This window comes from Halomonas qaidamensis (assembly GCF_025917315.1).
Taxonomy (GTDB): Bacteria; Pseudomonadota; Gammaproteobacteria; order Pseudomonadales; family Halomonadaceae; genus Vreelandella; species Vreelandella qaidamensis.
In genome coordinates, this window is the sequence record NZ_CP080627.1 from 3024766 (window position 1) to 3046829 (window position 22064).

Sequence of the window (22064 nt, forward strand, 5' to 3'; positions counted from 1 at the left end):
TTTACCAATGCCAGCCAGCGCCAATGCCTGCGCCGAAGTTGCTTTGCGAGTCGCCGGTGATCTTACCTTGGATAATCCAACGGCCATTATCAGAGAGGCGCGACACACCTACCGAGATAGCAGACTCACCGCCATAGGTACCTGCACCAACCCCTATCATGCTCTTACCAGGCATCCAGGCTTGCGGCACAGTTGACGCCGCGATTGCGCTGGCAGAGCCGGCATTAGCATTACGTTCAACGCTATCAATACGGCCATGCACGTTGTTGATCTCGTTAGTGAAGCGACGACCAAGCTCATTCATCTGGCCTACATTCACCGCGTCTGTTTCATTAATACCAGGGGCTACGTTGGTAATAGTGGTACCTTCTTCTCCTCTCAGTGTGATGGTGTTGTAATTCACATTGCCATCTTCGTCACGGTCGTAGTTCACCGCGCCACGCTGTACCGCTTCTAGCTGACGAACGTTAACTGCATCGGTAGCCTGGGTACCGCCCGCCACATTGGTAATCTGGCGCTCGTTACCGGCACTACCTACAGAAACAGCCCCTTGGGTAGACGCCACCGCTTCATTAGAGAAGCGCTCGCGCTCACCATTCATACCTTCACGGTCTGCAACAGATCCTGCACCTAGTGCAACGCTACCTTCCGTATTGGCCTGGGCGCCGGCACCAGAGGCAACGCTACGGTCACCCGCAGCAACACTGCTTGGCCCCATCGCAATGCTGTCAGCGCCTTGCGGGTTGGCAGCAGGTCCTTCACTGTTAGCGCGGAAGTACTTAGAGCCACCCTGCTCAATGTTGGTGATTTGATTACTCACCTCCCACAGCTGGCTACCATTCACCGCATCCATGCTGTCTTTGGTGACATCACCCGGTGCTACATTAGTAATGGTGGTGCCGTTGTCGCCCGCTAGGGTAATGGTGCTGTAATCAACGCTGTTATCGTCGTTGCGGTCATATTTCACCGCTCGGTCATCCAGATCCGCCAAGTCGTTGGTGATATTACTGATATCGCCTTCAACGTTGGTAACGCGGCTGTCTAACGCGCCGACCGCTTGATTAGTGGCATAAAGCTGGCTGCCATTAATTGCATCGGTACTTTCGGCAGAAATCCGACCTGCCGCCACGTTAGTCACAGTGCGCTCGTTACCCTCACTTCCCACACTGACCGTTGACACCACACCTTCACCAGCACCGGCAAACTGATACGTTGTGCCTGCAATAACTACCGAGGTCGTGCGTACAGTGTCGGCAGTCACAGACCCTTCACCTAACGCCACGCTACCTTGATGCGATGCCACTGCCTGATAACCCAGAGCCAGCGCACGGTCGGCGGCAGCGCGTGCTTCGTAACCGACTGCCGTTGAGCCTTGCCCTTGAGCAAAAGCATCACTGACACTCAACCCACGATCATTGGTGCGCACATAACGAATACCCAGGCCATTGTCAGTAACGTATTCATTACTAATATCGCCAGTCACGTTCGTCACGATGCTTTCCAACTGATACAGCTGAGAGCCGTTGATCGCATCTTTACTATCAGCCGATACGTCACCATCAGCCATATTGGTGATTTTGTTATCACCCATGCTGATGCCATCAGCACTGATCACCGGGCCACTATCACCGACGCTAATGCTGTTACCGATCTCCAGGTCATCATTCAGCGCTAGTGCTAATGTTTGTTTATCAGTCAGTTTGGTAACGATATTGCGGTTACCCTTTTCATCTGCTTCACCCACGATATCTAGACGCTCACCGAGGCGGCGCTGGGTATCTTCACCTTCGTCAGCACCGAAGGTCAGCGGATTAGTAGCAATTAACTGATCACCCGCGTTGTCAACATAGTCTTTGTTAACAACTTGGTTACCTTCGGTGATGCCCTCTGGCGCGATGTTGTAGGTGACTTGATCACCGTTCACTACGAAACGATCGCCCAGTTTGGTCTCACCCGTGACAGTGAGGTTATTGCTGGTGATGTTTTCTAGCCCCGTCAGGTTATTGGCTAGCTGTACCTTCAGGCCGCCTTCACCATTGTGAGTGATGCCGATGTTGTTTTCGCTCAACTCACCCGTTGCACCACCCGTTAGGCTCAGCGTTTCGTTAAGGTTACGAAGAACCGATACCTCATCATCGCCCTCAAAGATCAAACCATCACTCAGTGTTGCAATCGTTTCTTCGATAGGGTTGCCATCCGCATCATCTCTGATGTAGGCAATACGAGAGAGGCCATCTTCACCATCAATACCCCGCGAGCCCGTTGCTCCATCAATACCGTAGAACGACAGGCCGTTGTTACCATCATTGAGAACAACCGTGTCAAACGTTGGGTCCTTATCTATCATCACCATGAGGTTGCCCTCGGCATTCACCATGGTTTTGATGTTGTCAGCTGAGTAGGAGGCATCTGCTTTATCACCGTTGCCCAAAATACTAACCGTTTCACCCAGGCGTTTTTGGATGCTGTTAGTGTTACCTGCAAAGGTCAGCGGAGCATTGGCTTGATCACTCACCGCCTGCAGTTGACTTCCGTTGATCGCATCCGTGCTCGTCGCACTCACCTCGCCTGGCGCCACGTTGGTAATCGTTTGATTACCCGCGTCAATGCCTCCGATAGTGATGCTCGGCGTATTGGCCACCTGACTACCAGTTCCATCAATGAACTGAGCACCAATGTCATTGATGGTGAAGAACGTATCACCAGTAATGTCACCGAAGGTGGCGCTATTTAGGCCAGTAAGATCTCTGGCCAGGGCAACGGTGATGTTGTTACCGTCGACCTGCGTCATGATGTTCTGGCCTTCATCGAACGCTGACCAATCGGTATTGCCTGCAGCACCAGTGATATCGACCTGGGTATTCAGCTTGGCATTGTGGACATCGCCGTCATTCGCGCCGAATTTCAGGCCGTCGTTCAGCGTGGCGACTTCCTGGTCGTCATAAACGATGCGGGTAATGCTTTCACCGTCGACACCATCGCTGCCATTCGTACCGTCAATACCAATCGTGGTGCTGCCAGCCGGACCAGTCAGGCCGATTGTGCCGTCTTTGCCGTTAAGCACAACGCTGGAGCCGTCTTTGCCGTTAACACCGATAGTGCCGTCGACGCCATCTTGGCCTGCTTGACCAACGCTTAGGTTATTGCCCAGCGCGAAGTCGATGGCGTTATCGCTCACCGTGGTGATGATGCTGCCATCTTCACTGGTGTAGGCAACGGTCTCGCCCAGCTGGACGTTGTCGTCGGCACCGTTATCCGCGGCAATGTTGAAGCCTTGGTTGGCAATCGCTTCGACGTCATTCAGCTGATCGACATTCACTGCATCCGTGCCGTCTGTGCCCGGGGCGAGGTTGGTGATCTTCGTATCACCCATGTCGATGCCGCCGTTGTTGATCGTCGGGCCATCGGTAATCGCCACTTCGGTCAGGCCGCTTAGGTTCTGAGCCAGCTGAACCCTTAGGCTGCCATCGCTATCTTTGGTGATGCCGATATTGCCGTCCGTCAGGGCGTTCACATCAGCGCCGCCAGTCAAGCCAAGCGTTTCATTCAGCTTGCGCGTTACCACTTCGCCGTCGTCGCCCTGGAACTTCAGGCCGTCGTTCAGCGTGGCAACTTCTTGATCATTGCCTTCCGGGTCGGTGTAAACGATGCGTGTCACGCCGTCTACGCCATCAACGCCCGGTGCACCGTCCTGGATCGAGATGGTGGTTAGGCCATCCGTGCCGTTGGGGCCCGCCGGACCGGCTAGGCCGATCGTGCCGTTCTCGCCATCGATAGCAACGCCGTCTTTACCATCCTTGCCGTTGACGACAATGCTGCCTGGGGTGGTGTCATCTCCCACGATCAGATCACTGCCCAGGGCGAAGTCGATGGCGTTATCGCTCACCGTGGTGATGATGCTGCCATCTTCACTGGTGTAGGCAACGGTCTCGCCCAGCTGGACGTTGTCGTCGGCACCGTTATCCGCGGCAATGTTGAAGCCTTGGTTGGCAATCGCTTCGACGTCATTCAGCTGATCGACATTCACTGCATCCGTGCCGTCTGTGCCCGGGGCGAGGTTGGTGATCTTCGTATCACCCATGTCGATGCCGCCGTTGTTGATCGTCGGGCCATCGGTAATCGCTACTTCGGTCAGGCCGCTTAGGTTCTGAGCCAGCTGAACCCTTAGGCTGCCATCGCTATCTTTGGTGATGCCGATATTGCCGTCCGTCAGGGCGTTCACATCAGCGCCGCCAGTCAAGCCAAGCGTTTCATTCAGCTTGCGCGTTACCACTTCGCCGTCGTCGCCCTGGAACTTCAGGCCGTCGTTCAGCGTGGCAACTTCTTGATCATTGCCTTCCGGGTCGGTGTAAACGATGCGTGTCACGCCGTCTACGCCATCAACGCCCGGTGCACCGTCCTGGATCGAGATGGTGGTTAGGCCATCCGTGCCGTTGGGGCCCGCCGGACCGGCTAGGCCGATCGTGCCGTTCTCGCCATCGATAGCAACGCCGTCTTTACCATCCTTGCCGTTGACGACAATGCTGCCTGGGGTGGTGTCATCTCCCACGATCAGATCACTGCCCAGGGCGAAGTCGATGGCGTTATCGCTCACCGTGGTGACGATGCTGCCGTCGCCACTGGTGTAGGTAACGGTCTCGCCCAGCTGGACGTTGTCGTCGGCACCGTTATCCGCGGCGATATTGAAGCCTTGGTTGGCAATCGCTTCGACGTCATTCAGCTGATCGACATTCACTGCATCCGTGCCGTCTGTGCCCGGGGCGAGGTTGGTGATCTTCGTATCACCCATGTCGATGCCGCCGTTGTTGATCGTCGGGCCATCGGTAATCGCTACTTCGGTCAGGCCGCTTAGGTTCTGAGCCAGCTGAACCCTTAGGCTGCCATCGCTATCTTTGGTGATGCCGATATTGCCGTCCGTCAGGGCGTTCACATCAGCGCCGCCAGTCAAGCCAAGCGTTTCATTCAGCTTGCGCGTTACCACTTCGCCGTCGTCGCCCTGGAACTTCAGGCCGTCGTTCAGCGTGGCAACTTCTTGATCATTGCCTTCCGGGTCGGTGTAAACGATGCGTGTCACGCCGTCTACGCCATCAACGCCCGGTGCACCGTCCTGGATCGAGATGGTGGTTAGGCCATCCGTGCCGTTGGGGCCCGCCGGACCGGCTAGGCCGATCGTGCCGTTCTCGCCATCGATAGCAACGCCGTCTTTACCATCCTTGCCGTTGACGACAATGCTGCCTGGGGTGGTGTCATCTCCCACGATCAGATCACTGCCCAGGGCGAAGTCGATGGCGTTATCGCTCACCGTGGTGACGATGCTGCCGTCGCCACTGGTGTAGGTAACGGTCTCGCCCAGCTGGACGTTGTCGTCGGCACCGTTATCCGCGGCGATATTGAAGCCTTGGTTGGCAATCGCTTCGACGTCATTCAGCTGATCGACATTCACTGCATCCGTGCCGTCTGTGCCCGGGGCGAGGTTGGTGATCTTCGTATCACCCATGTCGATGCCGCCGTTGTTGATCGTCGGGCCATCGGTAATCGCTACTTCGGTCAGGCCGCTTAGGTTCTGAGCCAGCTGAACCCTTAGGCTGCCATCGCTATCTTTGGTGATGCCGATATTGCCGTCCGTCAGGGCGTTCACATCAGCGCCGCCAGTCAAGCCAAGCGTTTCATTCAGCTTGCGCGTTACCACTTCGCCGTCGTCGCCCTGGAACTTCAGGCCGTCGTTCAGCGTGGCAACTTCTTGATCATTGCCTTCCGGGTCGGTGTAAACGATGCGTGTCACGCCGTCTACGCCATCAACGCCCGGTGCACCGTCCTGGATCGAGATGGTGGTTAGGCCATCCGTGCCGTTGGGGCCCGCCGGACCGGCTAGGCCGATCGTGCCGTTCTCGCCATCGATAGCAACGCCGTCTTTACCATCCTTGCCGTTGACGACAATGCTGCCTGGGGTGGTGTCATCTCCCACGATCAGATCACTGCCCAGGGCGAAGTCGATGGCGTTATCGCTCACCGTGGTGACGATGCTGCCGTCGCCACTGGTGTAGGTAACGGTCTCGCCCAGCTGGACGTTGTCGTCGGCACCGTTATCCGCGGCGATATTGAAGCCTTGGTTGGCAATCGCTTCGACGTCATTCAGCTGATCGACATTCACTGCATCCGTGCCGTCTGTGCCCGGGGCGAGGTTGGTGATCTTCGTATCACCCATGTCGATGCCGCCGTTGTTGATCGTCGGGCCATCGGTAATCGCTACTTCGGTCAGGCCGCTTAGGTTCTGAGCCAGCTGAACCCTTAGGCTGCCATCGCTATCTTTGGTGATGCCGATATTGCCGTCCGTCAGGGCGTTCACATCAGCGCCGCCAGTCAAGCCAAGCGTTTCATTCAGCTTGCGCGTTACCACTTCGCCGTCGTCGCCCTGGAACTTCAGGCCGTCGTTCAGCGTGGCAACTTCTTGATCATTGCCTTCCGGGTCGGTGTAAACGATGCGTGTCACGCCGTCTACGCCATCAACGCCCGGTGCACCGTCCTGGATCGAGATGGTGGTTAGGCCATCCGTGCCGTTGGGGCCCGCCGGACCGGCTAGGCCGATCGTGCCGTTCTCGCCATCGATAGCAACGCCGTCTTTACCATCCTTGCCGTTGACGACAATGCTGCCTGGGGTGGTGTCATCTCCCACGATCAGATCACTGCCCAGGGCGAAGTCGATGGCGTTATCGCTCACCGTGGTGACGATGCTGCCATCTTCACTGGTGTAGGCAACGGTCTCGCCCAGCTTGACGGTGTCTTCGGTCGCCGCTGGATCTGCCAGATCGGCATTGTCTGCGGTGATGTTGAAGCCTGTAGTGACCAGGGTGTTATTGGCGTTCTGAAGATCGCCCACGTTCACCGCATTGGTGAGGTCATCACCGGTGGCGGTCTCTAGGGTGGTGCCGGTCAGGCCGCTTTCCACGCTGGTGATTTGCTTGTCACCCATGTCGGCACCCTGGAAGTTCGGGGTGTCGGCAAACTGGATTTCAATACCACCGGCTTGGGTTGCGACGGTCTTGACGTTGCCTGAGGAGTAGGCAATCGGGTCGCCCGCTGCATCGGTGTCGGCGCCGGTGCCCACAATCTGCAGTTCGTCGTTCAGATTACGGGTGACGTAACCCGCCGTCGTGCCGGTGTTGTCGTTGCCTGAGAAGCGCAGGCCGTCATCTTCTAGCGTGGCCACGGTCTTGTTGTTGCCATCGCCGTCTTCGAAGGTCAGACGTGTCACGTCAGTGGCGTCGGCCATGACGTCGCCCGGTAGGATCTGCGGACGCAGGATGGTTTGTGGGCTGATGCCATTCTGACCCGCCGGACCTGTCAGGCCGATGGAGCCGTCTGCGCCGTTGATCGCAACGCCACTCACGCCGTCGGCACCGTCAACCCCTAACGTGCCGTCCACCCCTGGCTCGCCAGGCGCGCCCGGGCCACCAATGGTGAGGTCGGTGTTCAACGCGAAGTCGATTTCGTTGTCACGCACCGTGGTGATGATGTTGCCATCGTCACTGGTGTAGGCAACGGTCTCGCCCAGGGCAACGGTGTCTTCCGTCGCCGCTGGATCGGCTAGATCGGCATTGTCTGCGGTGATGTTGAAGCCTGTAGTGACCAGGGTGTTATTGGCGTTCTGAAGATCGCCCACGTTCACCGCATTGGTGAGGTCATCACCGGTGGCGGTCTCTAGGGTGGTGCCGGTCAGGCCGCTTTCCACGCTGGTGATTTGCTTGTCACCCATGTCGGCACCCTGGAAGTTCGGGGTGTCGGCAAACTGGATTTCAATACCACCGGCTTGGGTTGCGACGGTCTTGACGTTGCCTGAGGAGTAGGCAATCGGGGCGCCCGCTGCATCGGTGTCGGCACCGGTGCCCACAATCTGCAGTTCGTCGTTCAGATTACGGGTGACGTAACCATCCGCGGTACCGGTGTTGTCGTTACCCGAGAAGCGCAGGCCGTCATCTTCCAGCGTGGCCACGGTCTTGTTGTTGCCATCGCCGTCTTCGAAGGTCAGACGTGTCACGTCAGTGGCGTCGGCCATGACGTCGCCCGGTAGGATCTGCGGACGCAGGATGGTTTGTGGGCTGATGCCATTCTGACCCGCCGGACCTGTCAGGCCGATGGAGCCGTCTGCGCCGTTGATCGCAACGCCACTCACGCCGTCGGCACCGTCAACCCCTAACGTGCCGTCCACCCCTGGTTCGCCAGGCGCGCCCGGACCACCAATGGTGAGGTCGGTGTTCAACGCGAAGTCGATTTCGTTGTCACGCACCGTGGTGATGATGTTGCCATCGTCACTGGTGTAGGCCACGGTCTCGCCCAGCTTGACGGTGTCTTCGGTCGCCGCTGGATCTGCCAGATCGGCATTGTCTGCGGTGATGTTGAAGCCTGTAGTGACCAGGGTGTTATTGGCGTTCTGAAGATCGCCCACGTTCACCGCATTGGTGAGGTCATCACCGGTGGCGGTCTCTAGGGTGGTGCCGGTCAGGCCGCTTTCCACGCTGGTGATTTGCTTGTCACCCATGTCGGCACCCTGGAAGTTCGGGGTGTCGGCAAACTGGATTTCAATACCACCGGCTTGGGTTGCGACGGTCTTGACGTTGCCTGAGGAGTAGGCAATCGGGGCGCCCGCTGCATCGGTGTCGGCACCGGTGCCCACAATCTGCAGTTCGTCGTTCAGATTACGGGTGACGTAACCATCCGCGGTACCGGTGTTGTCGTTACCCGAGAAGCGCAGGCCGTCATCTTCCAGCGTGGCCACGGTCTTGTTGTTGCCATCGCCGTCTTCGAAGGTCAGACGTGTCACGTCAGTGGCGTCGGCCATGACGTCGCCCGGTAGGATCTGCGGACGCAGGATGGTTTGTGGGCTGATGCCATTCTGACCCGCCGGACCTGTCAGGCCGATGGAGCCGTCTGCGCCGTTGATCGCAACGCCACTCACGCCGTCAGCACCGTCAACTCCAATCTTACCGTCGACGCCTGGCTCGCCAGGCGCGCCCGGGCCACCAATGGTGAGGTCGGTGTTCAACGCGAAGTCGATTTCGTTGTCACGCACCGTGGTGATGATGTTGCCATCGTCACTGGTGTAGGCCACGGTCTCGCCCAGGGCAACGGTGTCTTCCGTCGCCGCCGGATCGGCTAGATCGGCATTGTCTGCGGTGATGTTGAAGCCTGTAGTGACCAGGGTGTTATTGGCGTTCTGAAGATCGCCCACGTTCACCGCATTGGTGAGGTCATCACCGGTGGCGGTCTCTAGGGTGGTGCCGGTCAGGCCGCTTTCCACGCTGGTGATTTGCTTGTCACCCATGTCGGCACCCTGGAAGTTCGGGGTGTCGGCAAACTGGATTTCAATACCACCGGCTTGGGTTGCGACGGTCTTGACGTTGCCTGAGGAGTAGGCAATCGGGGCGCCCGCTGCATCGGTGTCGGCACCGGTGCCCACAATCTGCAGTTCGTCGTTCAGATTACGGGTGACGTAACCATCCGCGGTACCGGTGTTGTCGTTACCCGAGAAGCGCAGGCCGTCATCTTCCAGCGTGGCCACGGTCTTGTTGTTGCCATCGCCGTCTTCGAAGGTCAGACGTGTCACGTCAGTGGCGTCGGCCATGACGTCGCCCGGTAGGATCTGCGGACGCAGGATGGTTTGTGGGCTGATGCCATTCTGACCCGCCGGACCTGTCAGGCCGATGGAGCCGTCTGCGCCGTTGATCGCAACGCCACTCACGCCGTCAGCACCGTCAACTCCAATCTTACCGTCGACGCCTGGCTCGCCAGGCGCGCCCGGGCCACCAATGGTGAGGTCGGTGTTCAACGCGAAGTCGATTTCGTTGTCACGCACCGTGGTGATGATGTTGCCATCGTCACTGGTGTAGGCCACGGTCTCGCCCAGGGCAACGGTGTCTTCCGTCGCCGCCGGATCGGCTAGATCGGCATTGTCTGCGGTGATGTTGAAGCCTGTAGTGACCAGGGTGTTATTGGCGTTCTGAAGATCGCCCACGTTCACCGCATTGGTGAGGTCATCACCGGTGGCGGTCTCTAGGGTGGTGCCGGTCAGGCCGCTTTCCACGCTGGTGATTTGCTTGTCACCCATGTCGGCACCCTGGAAGTTCGGGGTGTCGGCAAACTGGATTTCAATACCACCGGCTTGGGTTGCGACGGTCTTGACGTTGCCTGAGGAGTAGGCAATCGGGGCGCCCGCTGCATCGGTGTCGGCACCGGTGCCCACAATCTGCAGTTCGTCGTTCAGATTACGGGTGACGTAACCATCCGCGGTACCGGTGTTGTCGTTACCCGAGAAGCGCAGGCCGTCATCTTCCAGCGTGGCCACGGTCTTGTTGTTGCCATCGCCGTCTTCGAAGGTCAGACGTGTCACGTCAGTGGCGTCGGCCATGACGTCGCCCGGTAGGATCTGCGGACGCAGGATGGTTTGTGGGCTGATGCCATTCTGACCCGCCGGACCTGTCAGGCCGATGGAGCCGTCTGCGCCGTTGATCGCAACGCCACTCACGCCGTCGGCACCGTCAACCCCTAACGTGCCGTCCACCCCTGGTTCGCCAGGCGCGCCCGGACCACCAATGGTGAGGTCGGTGTTCAACGCGAAGTCGATTTCGTTGTCACGCACCGTGGTGATGATGTTGCCATCGTCACTGGTGTAGGCCACGGTCTCGCCCAGCTTGACGGTGTCTTCGGTCGCCGCTGGATCGGCCAGATCGGCATTGTCTGCGGTGATGTTGAAGCCTTGGTCAACGACGTTGTTCAAGGCCTTCAGCTGCGCGACGTTAACGGCGTCGCTATCAGCGGTACCTGCAGCAACGCCGGTGACTTGACGATATAAGCCAACGCCTTCATCACCAACCGCCACGGCACCATAGGTTGATTTGGTGGCCGTAATCGCTGGATCATTATCATCCGCGATACCCGTCAACGGGTTATAACCGGAAATACCCGCTCCAGTATTGGCGTTGGAAGCGGTACCAATGGCAACGCCGCCTTCTACGCTAACATCAGCAAAGTTACCAAGCACAAAGGCGTTATCTTGATCAATATTGTTAACCGCACCGATCACTGAGGAGAGATTACCGCTAACGGTATTTTGACCACCTAACGCTGTTGAGAGCTTGCCAGAAACTTCATTTTGGTAGCCGATCGCCCGCGAGAAACCACCGCCGGTTACCTTGTTCTCGAAGCCCATCGCAACAGACGTTCGTCCTTCCACTTGGTTACGAATACCAAATGCGGTGGAGTTTTCACCGGAAATGTTGTTCGTGAAACCGAAGGCTGAAGAAAAACGGCCGGAAACTTCGTTCAGCTGCCCAATTACCGTCGTATTTTGTGCCTGCAACTTGTTTTCGCGGCCAATGGCAATAGCGGTAAATGAGTCCCCTGGTGTGCCTGCACCCAGTACGTTATTTGCACCTATAGCAATCTGACTTTGACTGTTTGTATTGTTATTGAAACCTAAGGCTACTGAACGTTCTCCCTCCGCCGTGTTTCCAGTACCCACTGCCGTCGCATTATTGGCAGATGCAGAGTTGTTATTCCCTACGGCGGTAGCAGAATTGCCAGCCGCTAACGCGTTGGTACCTGCTGCAAGAGCATTGACACCTGTTGCACCGTCGTTGTTGAAGTTGCCTTGCTGGGTGCCATTATCATTGACGCTGTAGTAGCGAATTCTCTGTGCTGCTAATTGATTAACGTTGACAGCATCGGTGCCAGCGACACCAGGTGCCAGGTTGGTGATGGTGTTCCCCCCCATGTTGATGCCGGTGTTATTAATCACCGGACCACCGTTAATGGTGAGGCTGTCAGCCGTCAGATCTGGCGACGTGGCAACCGTAATATCGGTGCCCGTACGCGTAATATCGATGTTTTGACCATCTATGAATTGGACGGTGGCATTGGGTGCAACGTTTGTCGCTGTATCGCCGTTGGTCTGCACGTTCCAACCAGCATTGGCAACATTGCTAACGCTTGTCAGCTGCTCCTGTGTCGCTGCTTGGCCACCAGTGTAAGTGACGTTCGGGTCGAAGGTGGTGTTGGTCAGGCCACTGATCGTGCCGGCATCGCCATCAATCGAGACAGGGTTGGTAGACCCCACGCTGAGCACGTCCGCTAGGCCAAGCTGTACACCGTCTGCCGTGGTGGTAGAGGTAACGTTGGCATCACCGTTAACATTAATGGTGTCGCCTAACGCGTAGTTATTTGACGTCGCACCGTCACCAAAGTTGAGACCTTTATTGATCTCGGTGGTGTTGTTCGTCACGTTGGTATTCGTCGCGAACAACTGGCTGCCGTTGACGGCGTCCGTCGAGGTCGCGCTGAGATCACCCGCTTGCACGTTGGTGATCTTGTCACCCCCTACGTCCAGGCCATCCACCGTACTGGTGATCACGGTGTTATTGGTAGCATCACCAATTGTTACCTGAGTGAACTCAACTTCGTCAGCAGTCGCAACTTCAATCACCTGATCGGCATTGCGGCTTATCTCGATATTCTTGCCATCGATAAACTGAACCGTTTCACCCGGTGCGACGTTATCCGCGGTTTCAGCATTAACCTGAACATCCCAGCCAGCATTGGCAACATTGCTAACGCTTGTCAGCTGCTCCTGTGTCGCTGCTTGGCCACCAGTGTAAGTGGCGTTCGGGTCAAAGGTGGTGTTGGTCAGGCCACTAATCGTGCCGGTATCACCGTTGATCGTGACAGGATTGGTAGACCCCACACTGAGCACGTCCGCTAGGCCAAGCTGTACACCGTCTGCCGTGGTGATAGAGGTAACGTTGCTATCACCGTTCACATTAATGGTGTCGCCTAACGCGTACTTGTTCGACGTAGCACCGTCGCCAAAGTTAATGCCTTTGTCGATCTCGGCAGCATTGTTGGTGATGTTGGTCGTGTTGGTCGTGACATTTTCATTCGTCGCGAACAGCTGGCTGCCGTTGACGGCGTCCGTCGAGGTCGCGCTGAGATCACCCGCTTGCACGTTGGTGATCTTGTCACCCCCCACGTCCAGGCCATCCACCGTACTGGTGATCACGGTGTTATTGGTAGCATCACCAATTGTTACCTGAGTGAACTCAACTTCGTCCTCGGTGGCAAAGGTGATCTTGTTTGCATCACGGCTAACGTCAATATTCTTGCCTTCAGCAAAAATCGCCGTTTCACCCGGGCCGATGTTTTCGGACATAAGTTCAGTGTTGGCTTGGAGGCTCCAACCGCTGTTAGCCAACTCATTCACTGCTTTCAACTGGCTGACGTTGACCGCATCGGTATCTGTCGCACCGGCAGCCACGTTGGTGATACGACGCTCACTACCACTGGTGCCGACGGAAACTTCGCTAGCTGCTGAATCAGCTGCCACAGACGTCGCGCCTGTGGGTACATAGGCTGTTGCTGTTAGGGTGCTACCATTAGCAACAGAGCCGCTACCCAGCGCAACACCCGCGTCATAAGTAACATCCGCATTTTTGCCAAGTGCAACACCATCGCTCTCGCCGACCGTCGAGGCCTTAGCACCGTCACCAATCACCACATTACCTGCACCATTGGCTTGAGCATTCATACCAATGGCAATATCACCTTGGCCAAAAGTGGTAGCGTCATTACCGATGGCTACCTGGCCACTTCCAAAGACCTGTGTTGTAGCGCCATCACCCACAGCAACTGAAGAATCGCTCGCGGCTAACGCGTTGGTACCTGCTGCAAGAGCATTGACACCTGTTGCACCGTCGTTGTTGAAGTTGCCTTGTTGGGTGCCATTATCATTGACGCTGTAGTAGCGAATTCTCTGTGCTGCTAATTGATTAACGTTGACAGCATCGGTGCCAGCGACACCAGGTGCCAGGTTGGTGATGGTGTTCCCCCCCATGTTGATGCCGGTGTTATTAATCACCGGACCACCGTTGATGGTGAGGCTGTCAGCCGTCAGATCTGGCGACGTGGCAACCGTAATATCGGTGCCCGTACGCGTAATATCGATGTTTTGACCATCTATGAATTGGACGGTGGCATTGGGTGCAACGTTTGTCGCTGTATCGCCGTTGGTCTGCACGTTCCAACCAGCATTGGCAACATTGCTAACGCTTGTCAGCTGCTCCTGGGTCGCTGCTTGGCCACCGGTGTAAGTGGCGTTCGGGTCGAAGGTGGTGTTGGTCAGGCCACTAATCGTGCCGGCATCGCCATCAATCGAGACAGGGTTGGTAGACCCCACACTGAGCACGTCCGCTAGGCCAAGCTGTACACCGTCTGCCGTGGTGGTAGAGGTAACGTTGGCATCACCGTTAACATTAATGGTGTCGCCTAACGCGTACTTGTTCGACGTAGCACCGTCGCCAAAGTTAATGCCTTTGTCGATCTCGGCAGCATTGTTGGTGATGTTGGTCGTGTTGGTCGTGACATTTTCATTCGTCGCGAACAGCTGGCTGCCGTTGACAGCGTCCGTCGATGTCGCGCTGAGATCACCCGCTTGCACGTTGGTGATCTTGTCACCCCCTACGTCCAGGCCATCCACCGTACTGGTGATCACGGTGTTATTGGTAGCATCACCAATTGTTACCTGAGTGAACTCAACTTCGTCAGCAGTCGCAACTTCAATCACCTGATCGGCATTGCGGCTTATCTCGATATTCTTGCCATCGATAAACTGAACCGTTTCACCCGGTGCGACGTTATCCGCGGTTTCAGCATTAACCTGAACATCCCAGCCAGCATTGGCCAATTCATTCACTGCTTTTAATTGGCTGACGTTAACCGCGTCAGTGTCAGTTGCACCAGCAGCCACATTAGTAATGCGACGCTCGTTACCAGCACTACCGACTGAAACTTCGCTATCCGCCGTGGGCGCTGCAACAGCGATCGGGTTGCCGTTAACATCCAGCGGTTGGTAAGCCGCTGTACTCAACGTGCTGCCGTCGGCAACGGAGTTGGAACCCAGAGCAATGCTGTTGGTTGCTGAGGCTTGGGCCCCTCGACCAATAGCAACAGCATTTGCGTTGCTTGCTTCTGCATTGCGGCCTATCGCGTTTGAAGAGTTGCCAGAAGCAATAGCCTGGAATCCCATCGCATTTGAAGAGCCACCTGATGCAGTCGCCTGGAAGCCCATCGCATTTGTGTAATCCGCAGAAGCGGTTGCGTCACGACCAATTGCATTTGAGAACTCTCCAGAAGCAATTGTCTGATGGCCTATCGCATTTGAAACACGAGCAGAAGCCGTTGCGTTACGGCCAATCGCATTTGAAAATCCTGCCGAGGCATTTGAAGAAGTACCAATCGCAGTGGCGTACTCCGCTGAAGCAGTTGCATTTTGACCTATAGCATTTGAACCCAATGCTGAAGCCTTTGACTCAAAGCCTATGGCAACACTTCTGTCTCCCTCGGATGCAACTCCATTACCCACTGCTACACTTCTATTTCCACTTGCTGCCGCATCTACACCCGCAGCCAGGGCGTTGGTACCTACTGCCCCGTCATTATTGAAGTTGCCTTGCTGAGTGCCAGCATCATTCACGCTGTAGTAGCGGATTTTCTGTGCTTCTAATTGATTAACGTTGACAGCATCGGTGCCAGCGACACCAGGTGCCAGGTTGGTGATGGTGTTCCCCCCCATGTTGATGCCGGTGTTATTAATCACCGGACCACCGTTAATGGTGAGGCTGTCAGCCGTCAGATCTGGCGACGTGGCAACCGTAATATCGGTGCCCGTACGCGTAATATCGATGTTTTGACCATCTATGAATTGGACGGTGGCATTGGGTGCAACGTTTGTCGCTGTATCGCCGTTGGTCTGCACGTTCCAGCCAGCATTGGCAACATTGCTAACGCTTGTCAGCTGCTCCTGTGTCGCTGCTTGGCCACCAGTGTAAGTGGCGTTCGGGTCGAAGGTGGTGTTGGTCAGGCCACTGATCGTGCCGGCATCGCCATCAATCGAGACAGGGTTGGTAGACCCCACACTGAGCACGTCCGCTAGGCCAAGCTGTACACCGTCTGCCGTGGTGGTAGAGGTAACGTTGGTATCACCTTTAACATTAATGGTGTCGCCTAACGCGTAGTTATTTGACGTCGCACCGTCACCAAAGTTGAGACCTTTATTGATCTCGGTGGTGTTATTCGTCACGTTGGTATTCGTCGCGAACAGCTGGCTGCCGTTAACGGCGTCCGTCGATGTCGCGCTGAGATCACCCGCTTGCACGTTGGTGATCTTGTCACCCCCCACGTCCAAGCCATCCACCGTACTAGTGATAACGGTGTTATTGGTAGCGTCACCAATTGTTACCTGAGTGAACTCAACTTCGTCAGCAGTCGCAACTTCAATCACCTGATCGGCATTGCGGCTTATCTCGATATTCTTGCCATCGATAAACTGAACCGTTTCACCCGGTGCGACGTTATCCGCGGTTTCAGCATTAACCTGAACATCCCAGCCAGCATTGGCAACATTGCTAACGCTTGTCAGCTGCTCCTGTGTCGCTGCTTGGCCACCAGTGTAAGTGGCGTTCGGGTCGAAGGTGGTGTTGGTCAGGCCACTGATCGTGCCGGCATCGCCATCAATAGAGACAGGGTTGGTAGACCCCACACTGAGCACGTCCGCTAGGCCAAGCTGTACACCGTCTGCCGTGGTGGTGGAGGTAACGTTGCTATCACCGTTAACATTAATGGTGTCGCCTAACGCGTACTTGTTCGATGTAGCACCGTCGCCAAAGTTAATGCCTTTGTCGATCTCGGCAGCATTGTTGGTGATGTTGGTCGTGTTGGTCGTGACATTTTCATTCGTCGCGAACAGCTGGCTGCCATTGACGGCGTCAGTAGATGTCGCGCTGAGATCACCCGCTTGTACGTTGGTGATCTTGTCACCCCCCACGTCCAGGCCATCCACCGTACTGGTGATCACGGTGTTATTGGTAGCGTCACCAACTGTTACCTGAGTGAACTCAACTTCGTCAGCAGTCGCAACTTCGATCACCTGATCCGCATTGCGGCTTATCTCGATATTCTTGCCATCGATAAACTGAACCGTTTCACCCGGTGCGACATTATCCGCGGTTTCAGCATTAACCTGAACATCCCAGCCAGCATTGGCAACATTGCTAACGCTTGTCAGCTGCTCCTGTGTCGCTGCTTGGCCACCAGTGTAAGTGGCGTTCGGGTCGAAGGTGGTGTTGGTCAGGCCACTAATCGTGCCGGTATCACCGTTGATCGTGACAGGATTGGTAGACCCCACACTGAGCACGTCCGCTAGGCCAAGCTGTACACCGTCTGCCGTGGTGATAGAGGTAACGTTGCTATCACCGTTAACATTAATGGTGTCGCCTAACGCGTACTTGTTCGACGTAGCACCGTCGCCAAAGTTAATGCCTTTGTCGATCTCGGCAGCATTGTTGGTGATGTTGGTCGTGTTGTTAGCAACGTTGGTGTTTGTCGCGAACAGCTGGCTGCCGTTGACGGCGTCCGTCGATGTCGCGCTTAGGTCACCCGCTTGCACGTTGGTGATCTTGTCACCCCCCACGTCCAGGCCATCCACCGTACTGGTGATCACGGTGTTATTGGTAGCGTCACCAATCGTTACCTGAGTGAACTCAACTTCATCAGCAGTCGCGACTTCAATCACCTGATCGGCATTGCGGCTTATCTCGATATTCTTGCCATCGATAAACTGAACCGTTTCACCCGGTGCGACATTATCCGCGGTTTCAGCATTAACCTGAACATCCCAGCCAGCATTGGCAACATTGCTAACGCTTGTCAGCTGCTCCTGTGTCGCTGCTTGGCCACCGGTGTAAGTGGCGTTCGGGTCGAAGGTGGTGTTGGTCAGGCCACTAATCGTGCCGGCATCGCCATCAATCGAGACAGGGTTGGTAGACCCCACACTGAGCACGTCCGCTAGGCCAAGCTGTACACCGTCTGCCGTGGTGGTAGAGGTAACGTTGGCATCACCGTTAACATTAATGGTGTCGCCTAACGCGTACTTGTTCGATGTAGCACCGTCGCCAAAGTTAATGCCTTTGTCGATCTCGGCAGCATTGTTGGTGATGTTGGTCGTGTTGGTCGTGACATTTTCATTCGTCGCGAACAGCTGGCTGCCGTTGACAGCGTCAGTAGATGTCGCGCTGAGATCACCCGCTTGCACGTTGGTGATCTTGTCACCCCCTACGTCCAGGCCATCCACCGTACTGGTGATCACGGTGTTATTAGTAGCGTCACCAATCGTTACCTGAGTGAACTCAACTTCATCAGCAGTCGCAACTTCAATCACCTGATCGGCATTGCGGCTTATCTCGATATTCTTGCCATCGATAAACTGAACCGTTTCACCCGGTGCGACGTTATCCGCGGTTTCAGCATTAACCTGAACATCCCAGCCGGTATTCGCTATATTTTCAACAGCGACCAACTGAGCGACGTTAACGGCATCATCTAATTCGGTACCAGCGGCAACGCTAGTGATTTGACGACTACCAATATCAACCGCACCGAGAGCGGCAACGGTGCCCGCAATGTTGGTCGAATCAGCAGCGGTAGCGCCGGTGGGAACGTAGCCAGCTACACCTGATTCAACAGTGGCAACTGAACCAGCACCCAAGGCTACGCCATTCACTGCTGTCACGTTCGAACTAAGACCAAGCGCAATGCCATTAGTTGCTGTCGAATCAACCGTCGCTGCAGTACCAAGAGCAATACCGGCATCAGCATTAGCTTTTGAGCTAGCGCCCAATGCCATGCCGTTTGTTGCTGTTACGTTCGCACTATTACCAAGCGCAATGCCACTATTTGCTGCCGCATCAACCGCCGCTGAAGCACCAAGAGCAATACCGCCATCAGCAGCAGCACTAGTAAGCGCACCAATTGCTACTGAACCACTTCCTGGGGAACGCGCATCAAGACCTTGAGCAATGGAGCTATCGCCTTCAGCGATGGCAGGCGCGTAAGCAGCAGGCGAGATGGCAATAGAAGCATTTCCTGTCGCCTGCGCACCGCCACCAATGGCTGTACCAGTATTGACAGTAGCTCCGCCGACATCTTTTCCGGCTACCGCGTCAAAACCAATGGCTGTTCCAGAGACTACCTTTGCGCCTGCACCAACAGCAGTTGAAGCTAAATTATCACCGACTGCATAACCATTGGGGTTAGTAACACCAGTTAGCGCACCAGCAGAAATGGTTGAAGAACCAGCGTCTGCCCCATCACCGACGGCAACTGCACTCTCCCCTGAAGCGCTTGCATTGGTGCCCGCCGCCAGGGCGTTAACCCCAGAAGCACCGTCATTGTTGAAGTTAGCTTGCTGCGTACCGTCATCGTTGACGCTGTAGTAGTGGGTTTCGCTGGCCTTTAGCTGAGCAACGTTCACCGCATCGCTGTCTTCAGAACCAGCAGCAACACCCGTAATCTGGCGGAATACACCGCCTGTAGCATCGCCTACCGCAACCGCACCCGTTGTACTTTGGGTTGCGGCGATGCCTGCATCCAAGCCGTCAGCAGCGGCAGTGAGTGGGTTGTAGCCTGGGATGCCTGCGCCCGTATCTGCGATAGCGCCATTGCCCAGCGCCACCCCACCGGCAACGGTGACATCCGCGCCATTACCCATTACAAAGGCATCAGCGACATCAAGGTTATTGTCATTACCGATGATACGGCTACCGGCTGCAGTGGCCGTAAGGGTATTGTTGTTACCAAAAGCACCGGCATTGTCGGCCTCAATGGTATTGTCGTTACCCAGTGCGTATGAGCCTGTACCACTTATAATATTCGGGTCACCAACGGCCCCCGAATGATCGCCCGAAACTTCGTTTCCATAGCCAATACTGATACTTTGCTCACCAGAGGCTTTGGCACCGGTACCCATGGCAATGGCGTCGAGACCAGAGGCTTGCGCGCCAGCACCCATAGCGATGGTGTTTTCAACCGAGGCAAGGCTTTCCTTACCAATAGCAATACCATTATTGCCCTGTACATTGGCAAAATCGCCTAACGCAATGGCGCTATTGGCAGAGCCGGTTGCATCGCCATTGGTATCATAGGTGCCCACCTTGGCATCCTGACCCAGGGCCATGCTTCTTTCGCCTGACACTTCAGACTGACGCCCCATGGCAATGGAGTGTTTACCGTCCACTGCAGTGGTAGAGCCGAGTGCAATCGCGCTGGTAGAAACAGCTGTTGTTTGCGCATTACTACCAGCAGCAATAGAAGATAGCCCTAGTGCACTTGCAGGTCTGAACTCAGCGCCCGATAGGGCGATAGAGCCATTGCCCGCTGTTGCACCGCCACCAATAGCGGTGCCTGTAGCATCAGTACCCACTATGCCCGCATTTGCACCGACTGCCGTACCTGATAAGGCTTTAGCGCCATCACCCAAGGCTACAGAACCCATTAAAAACTCAGCAGGAAGTCCGGTACCCGTTGGGCTAAAACGCGACTCAGCTTGTGCGTTACGGCCTATGGCAATGGCATTTGCATTAATGGCTGCAGCTCTCGACCCTACGGCAATAGCATCATCACTATTCGCTTGTGAAGAGAAACCCAGCGAGATGGAACGGTTACCGTTAGCACTATGGCGTGTCGTTTCTAACCATGTACCATCTGCTTGCGGTGCGGCGCTGTTACCAATGGCAATAGCGTTAATGCCTTCTGCCTCTAGCGCATTACCCATAGCAATTGCTTGAATGCCCGTTGCTGTTGTCACCCGGTTACGAGCAGTACCAATAGCAATGGAACGGTGCCCTTCAGCACGCGTTCCAGCACCCACGGCGGTACCCACTCGACCAGTACCCGTACCATCCGCCAAACCAGCATACGCATCATGCCCAATGGCGACAGAACCAACGCCATCGGCATTCATGCCAATTGCAATACCACGTTGAAAAACATCCAAAGGAAGTGGCTGATTGATAAGCTCAATAGCAGTAGTGCCTGAGTTGCTGTTTAAACCCACCGAAACAGAACCACCACCACTGGATACACTATCTGCCCCTACCGCCACAGACCCATCGCCACCACCGGCGTTGGCTTTATGCCCCAGCGCGACTGTTCGATCAGAATTCGCCTCGCTTTGTCGTCCTATGGCGACCGCATTAAGTGCGGTCGATTTAGCCCATGACCCTAGAGCAATGGCTCCATCGGCAGTAGCGGTAGTACGTTGATGGTCGTGGGTACCAATCGCAATCGAGAAATTTCCCGTTGCCTGGCTTCCAGCACCAATGGCTGTTGCTATTCCATTCGGGACCACCGAGTTCGCGCGAAAGCCTATCGCCACACCGCCGGATGATGTTGCCGTCTGGCCCAACGATGTACCCTGTTGGGTAGTACCACCACCATTAATGCGCCCTACCGCGGACGAATTCCAGCCAATCGAAACCGCACCGTCCTCACATGCTTCAGCATTTGTGCCAATGCCAATACGGGTATTGTTAAACCCGTTATTAGCACATGTATTGGCATTCATTAGTGCATCAGCCCTTGCCTCCGGCGCTACCAGCATCAACGAGCCGGCGGCAAGCGCCACGGCGACCACGGCTGGGCGCAACAAGGCAGAAATACTGGAGGAGGTTTGCGGCGCTGGTAGTTGGCCAACGAGCCCTTGCCGGGTGGCGGATTTATCGCGGCTGCGGGCCGCTTCAGAAGTTACCACTAACCGGCCAAGCGTACGGTTCCAGATTAAGCGAAATACGTTATTCATTGCTTAGAACTCCACTAACTGTTCAGTGAGGAGGCGCGTTTACCTCGCACAACTATCTTTCCCTTGGCCATTTCGGTGTGGTGCTGAAGCGTTGAGGCGTAACACCTCACCTGGCAACCTCCATCCGACCGGGCAACCACTGACTACCAACGCGCAGAGCCACCTGAGTAAGCAACACTGCACTGCGTGATATGCGGTTTCCAAAGCACTAACACCCCTGTGTTAAAACACAGAAGTTAGTTAATACCGTTCAAGGCGTTTATTTAGTGGGTTCATTCTCGTACTTAGATTAGTGCTAACTCAATACAGTGAAATTATTGTTCATATTTACTCAAGATACGCACAATTATTAACAAACATCTGAAAACATTATTTAACCTTTATTAGA

At 55.7% G+C, this 22064-nt stretch carries 1 protein-coding gene; it reads right to left on the minus strand.

What is annotated here, in order from left to right:
- Position 1 precedes the first annotated feature (1 nt).
- The gene (locus K1Y77_RS13695) at positions 2 to 21676 is read right to left on the minus strand and encodes a YadA-like family protein (RefSeq protein ID WP_264429030.1); all 21675 of its coding nucleotides are present in this window, start codon (positions 21674 to 21676) and stop codon (positions 2 to 4) included.
- Between the last annotated feature and the right edge of the window lie 388 nt (positions 21677 to 22064).

Excerpts from the sequence above, each read along its gene's own strand:
- K1Y77_RS13695 (WP_264429030.1), bottom strand. The coding sequence starts at position 21,676 with ATGAATAACGTATTTCGCTTAATCTGGAACCGTACGCTTGGCCGGTTA.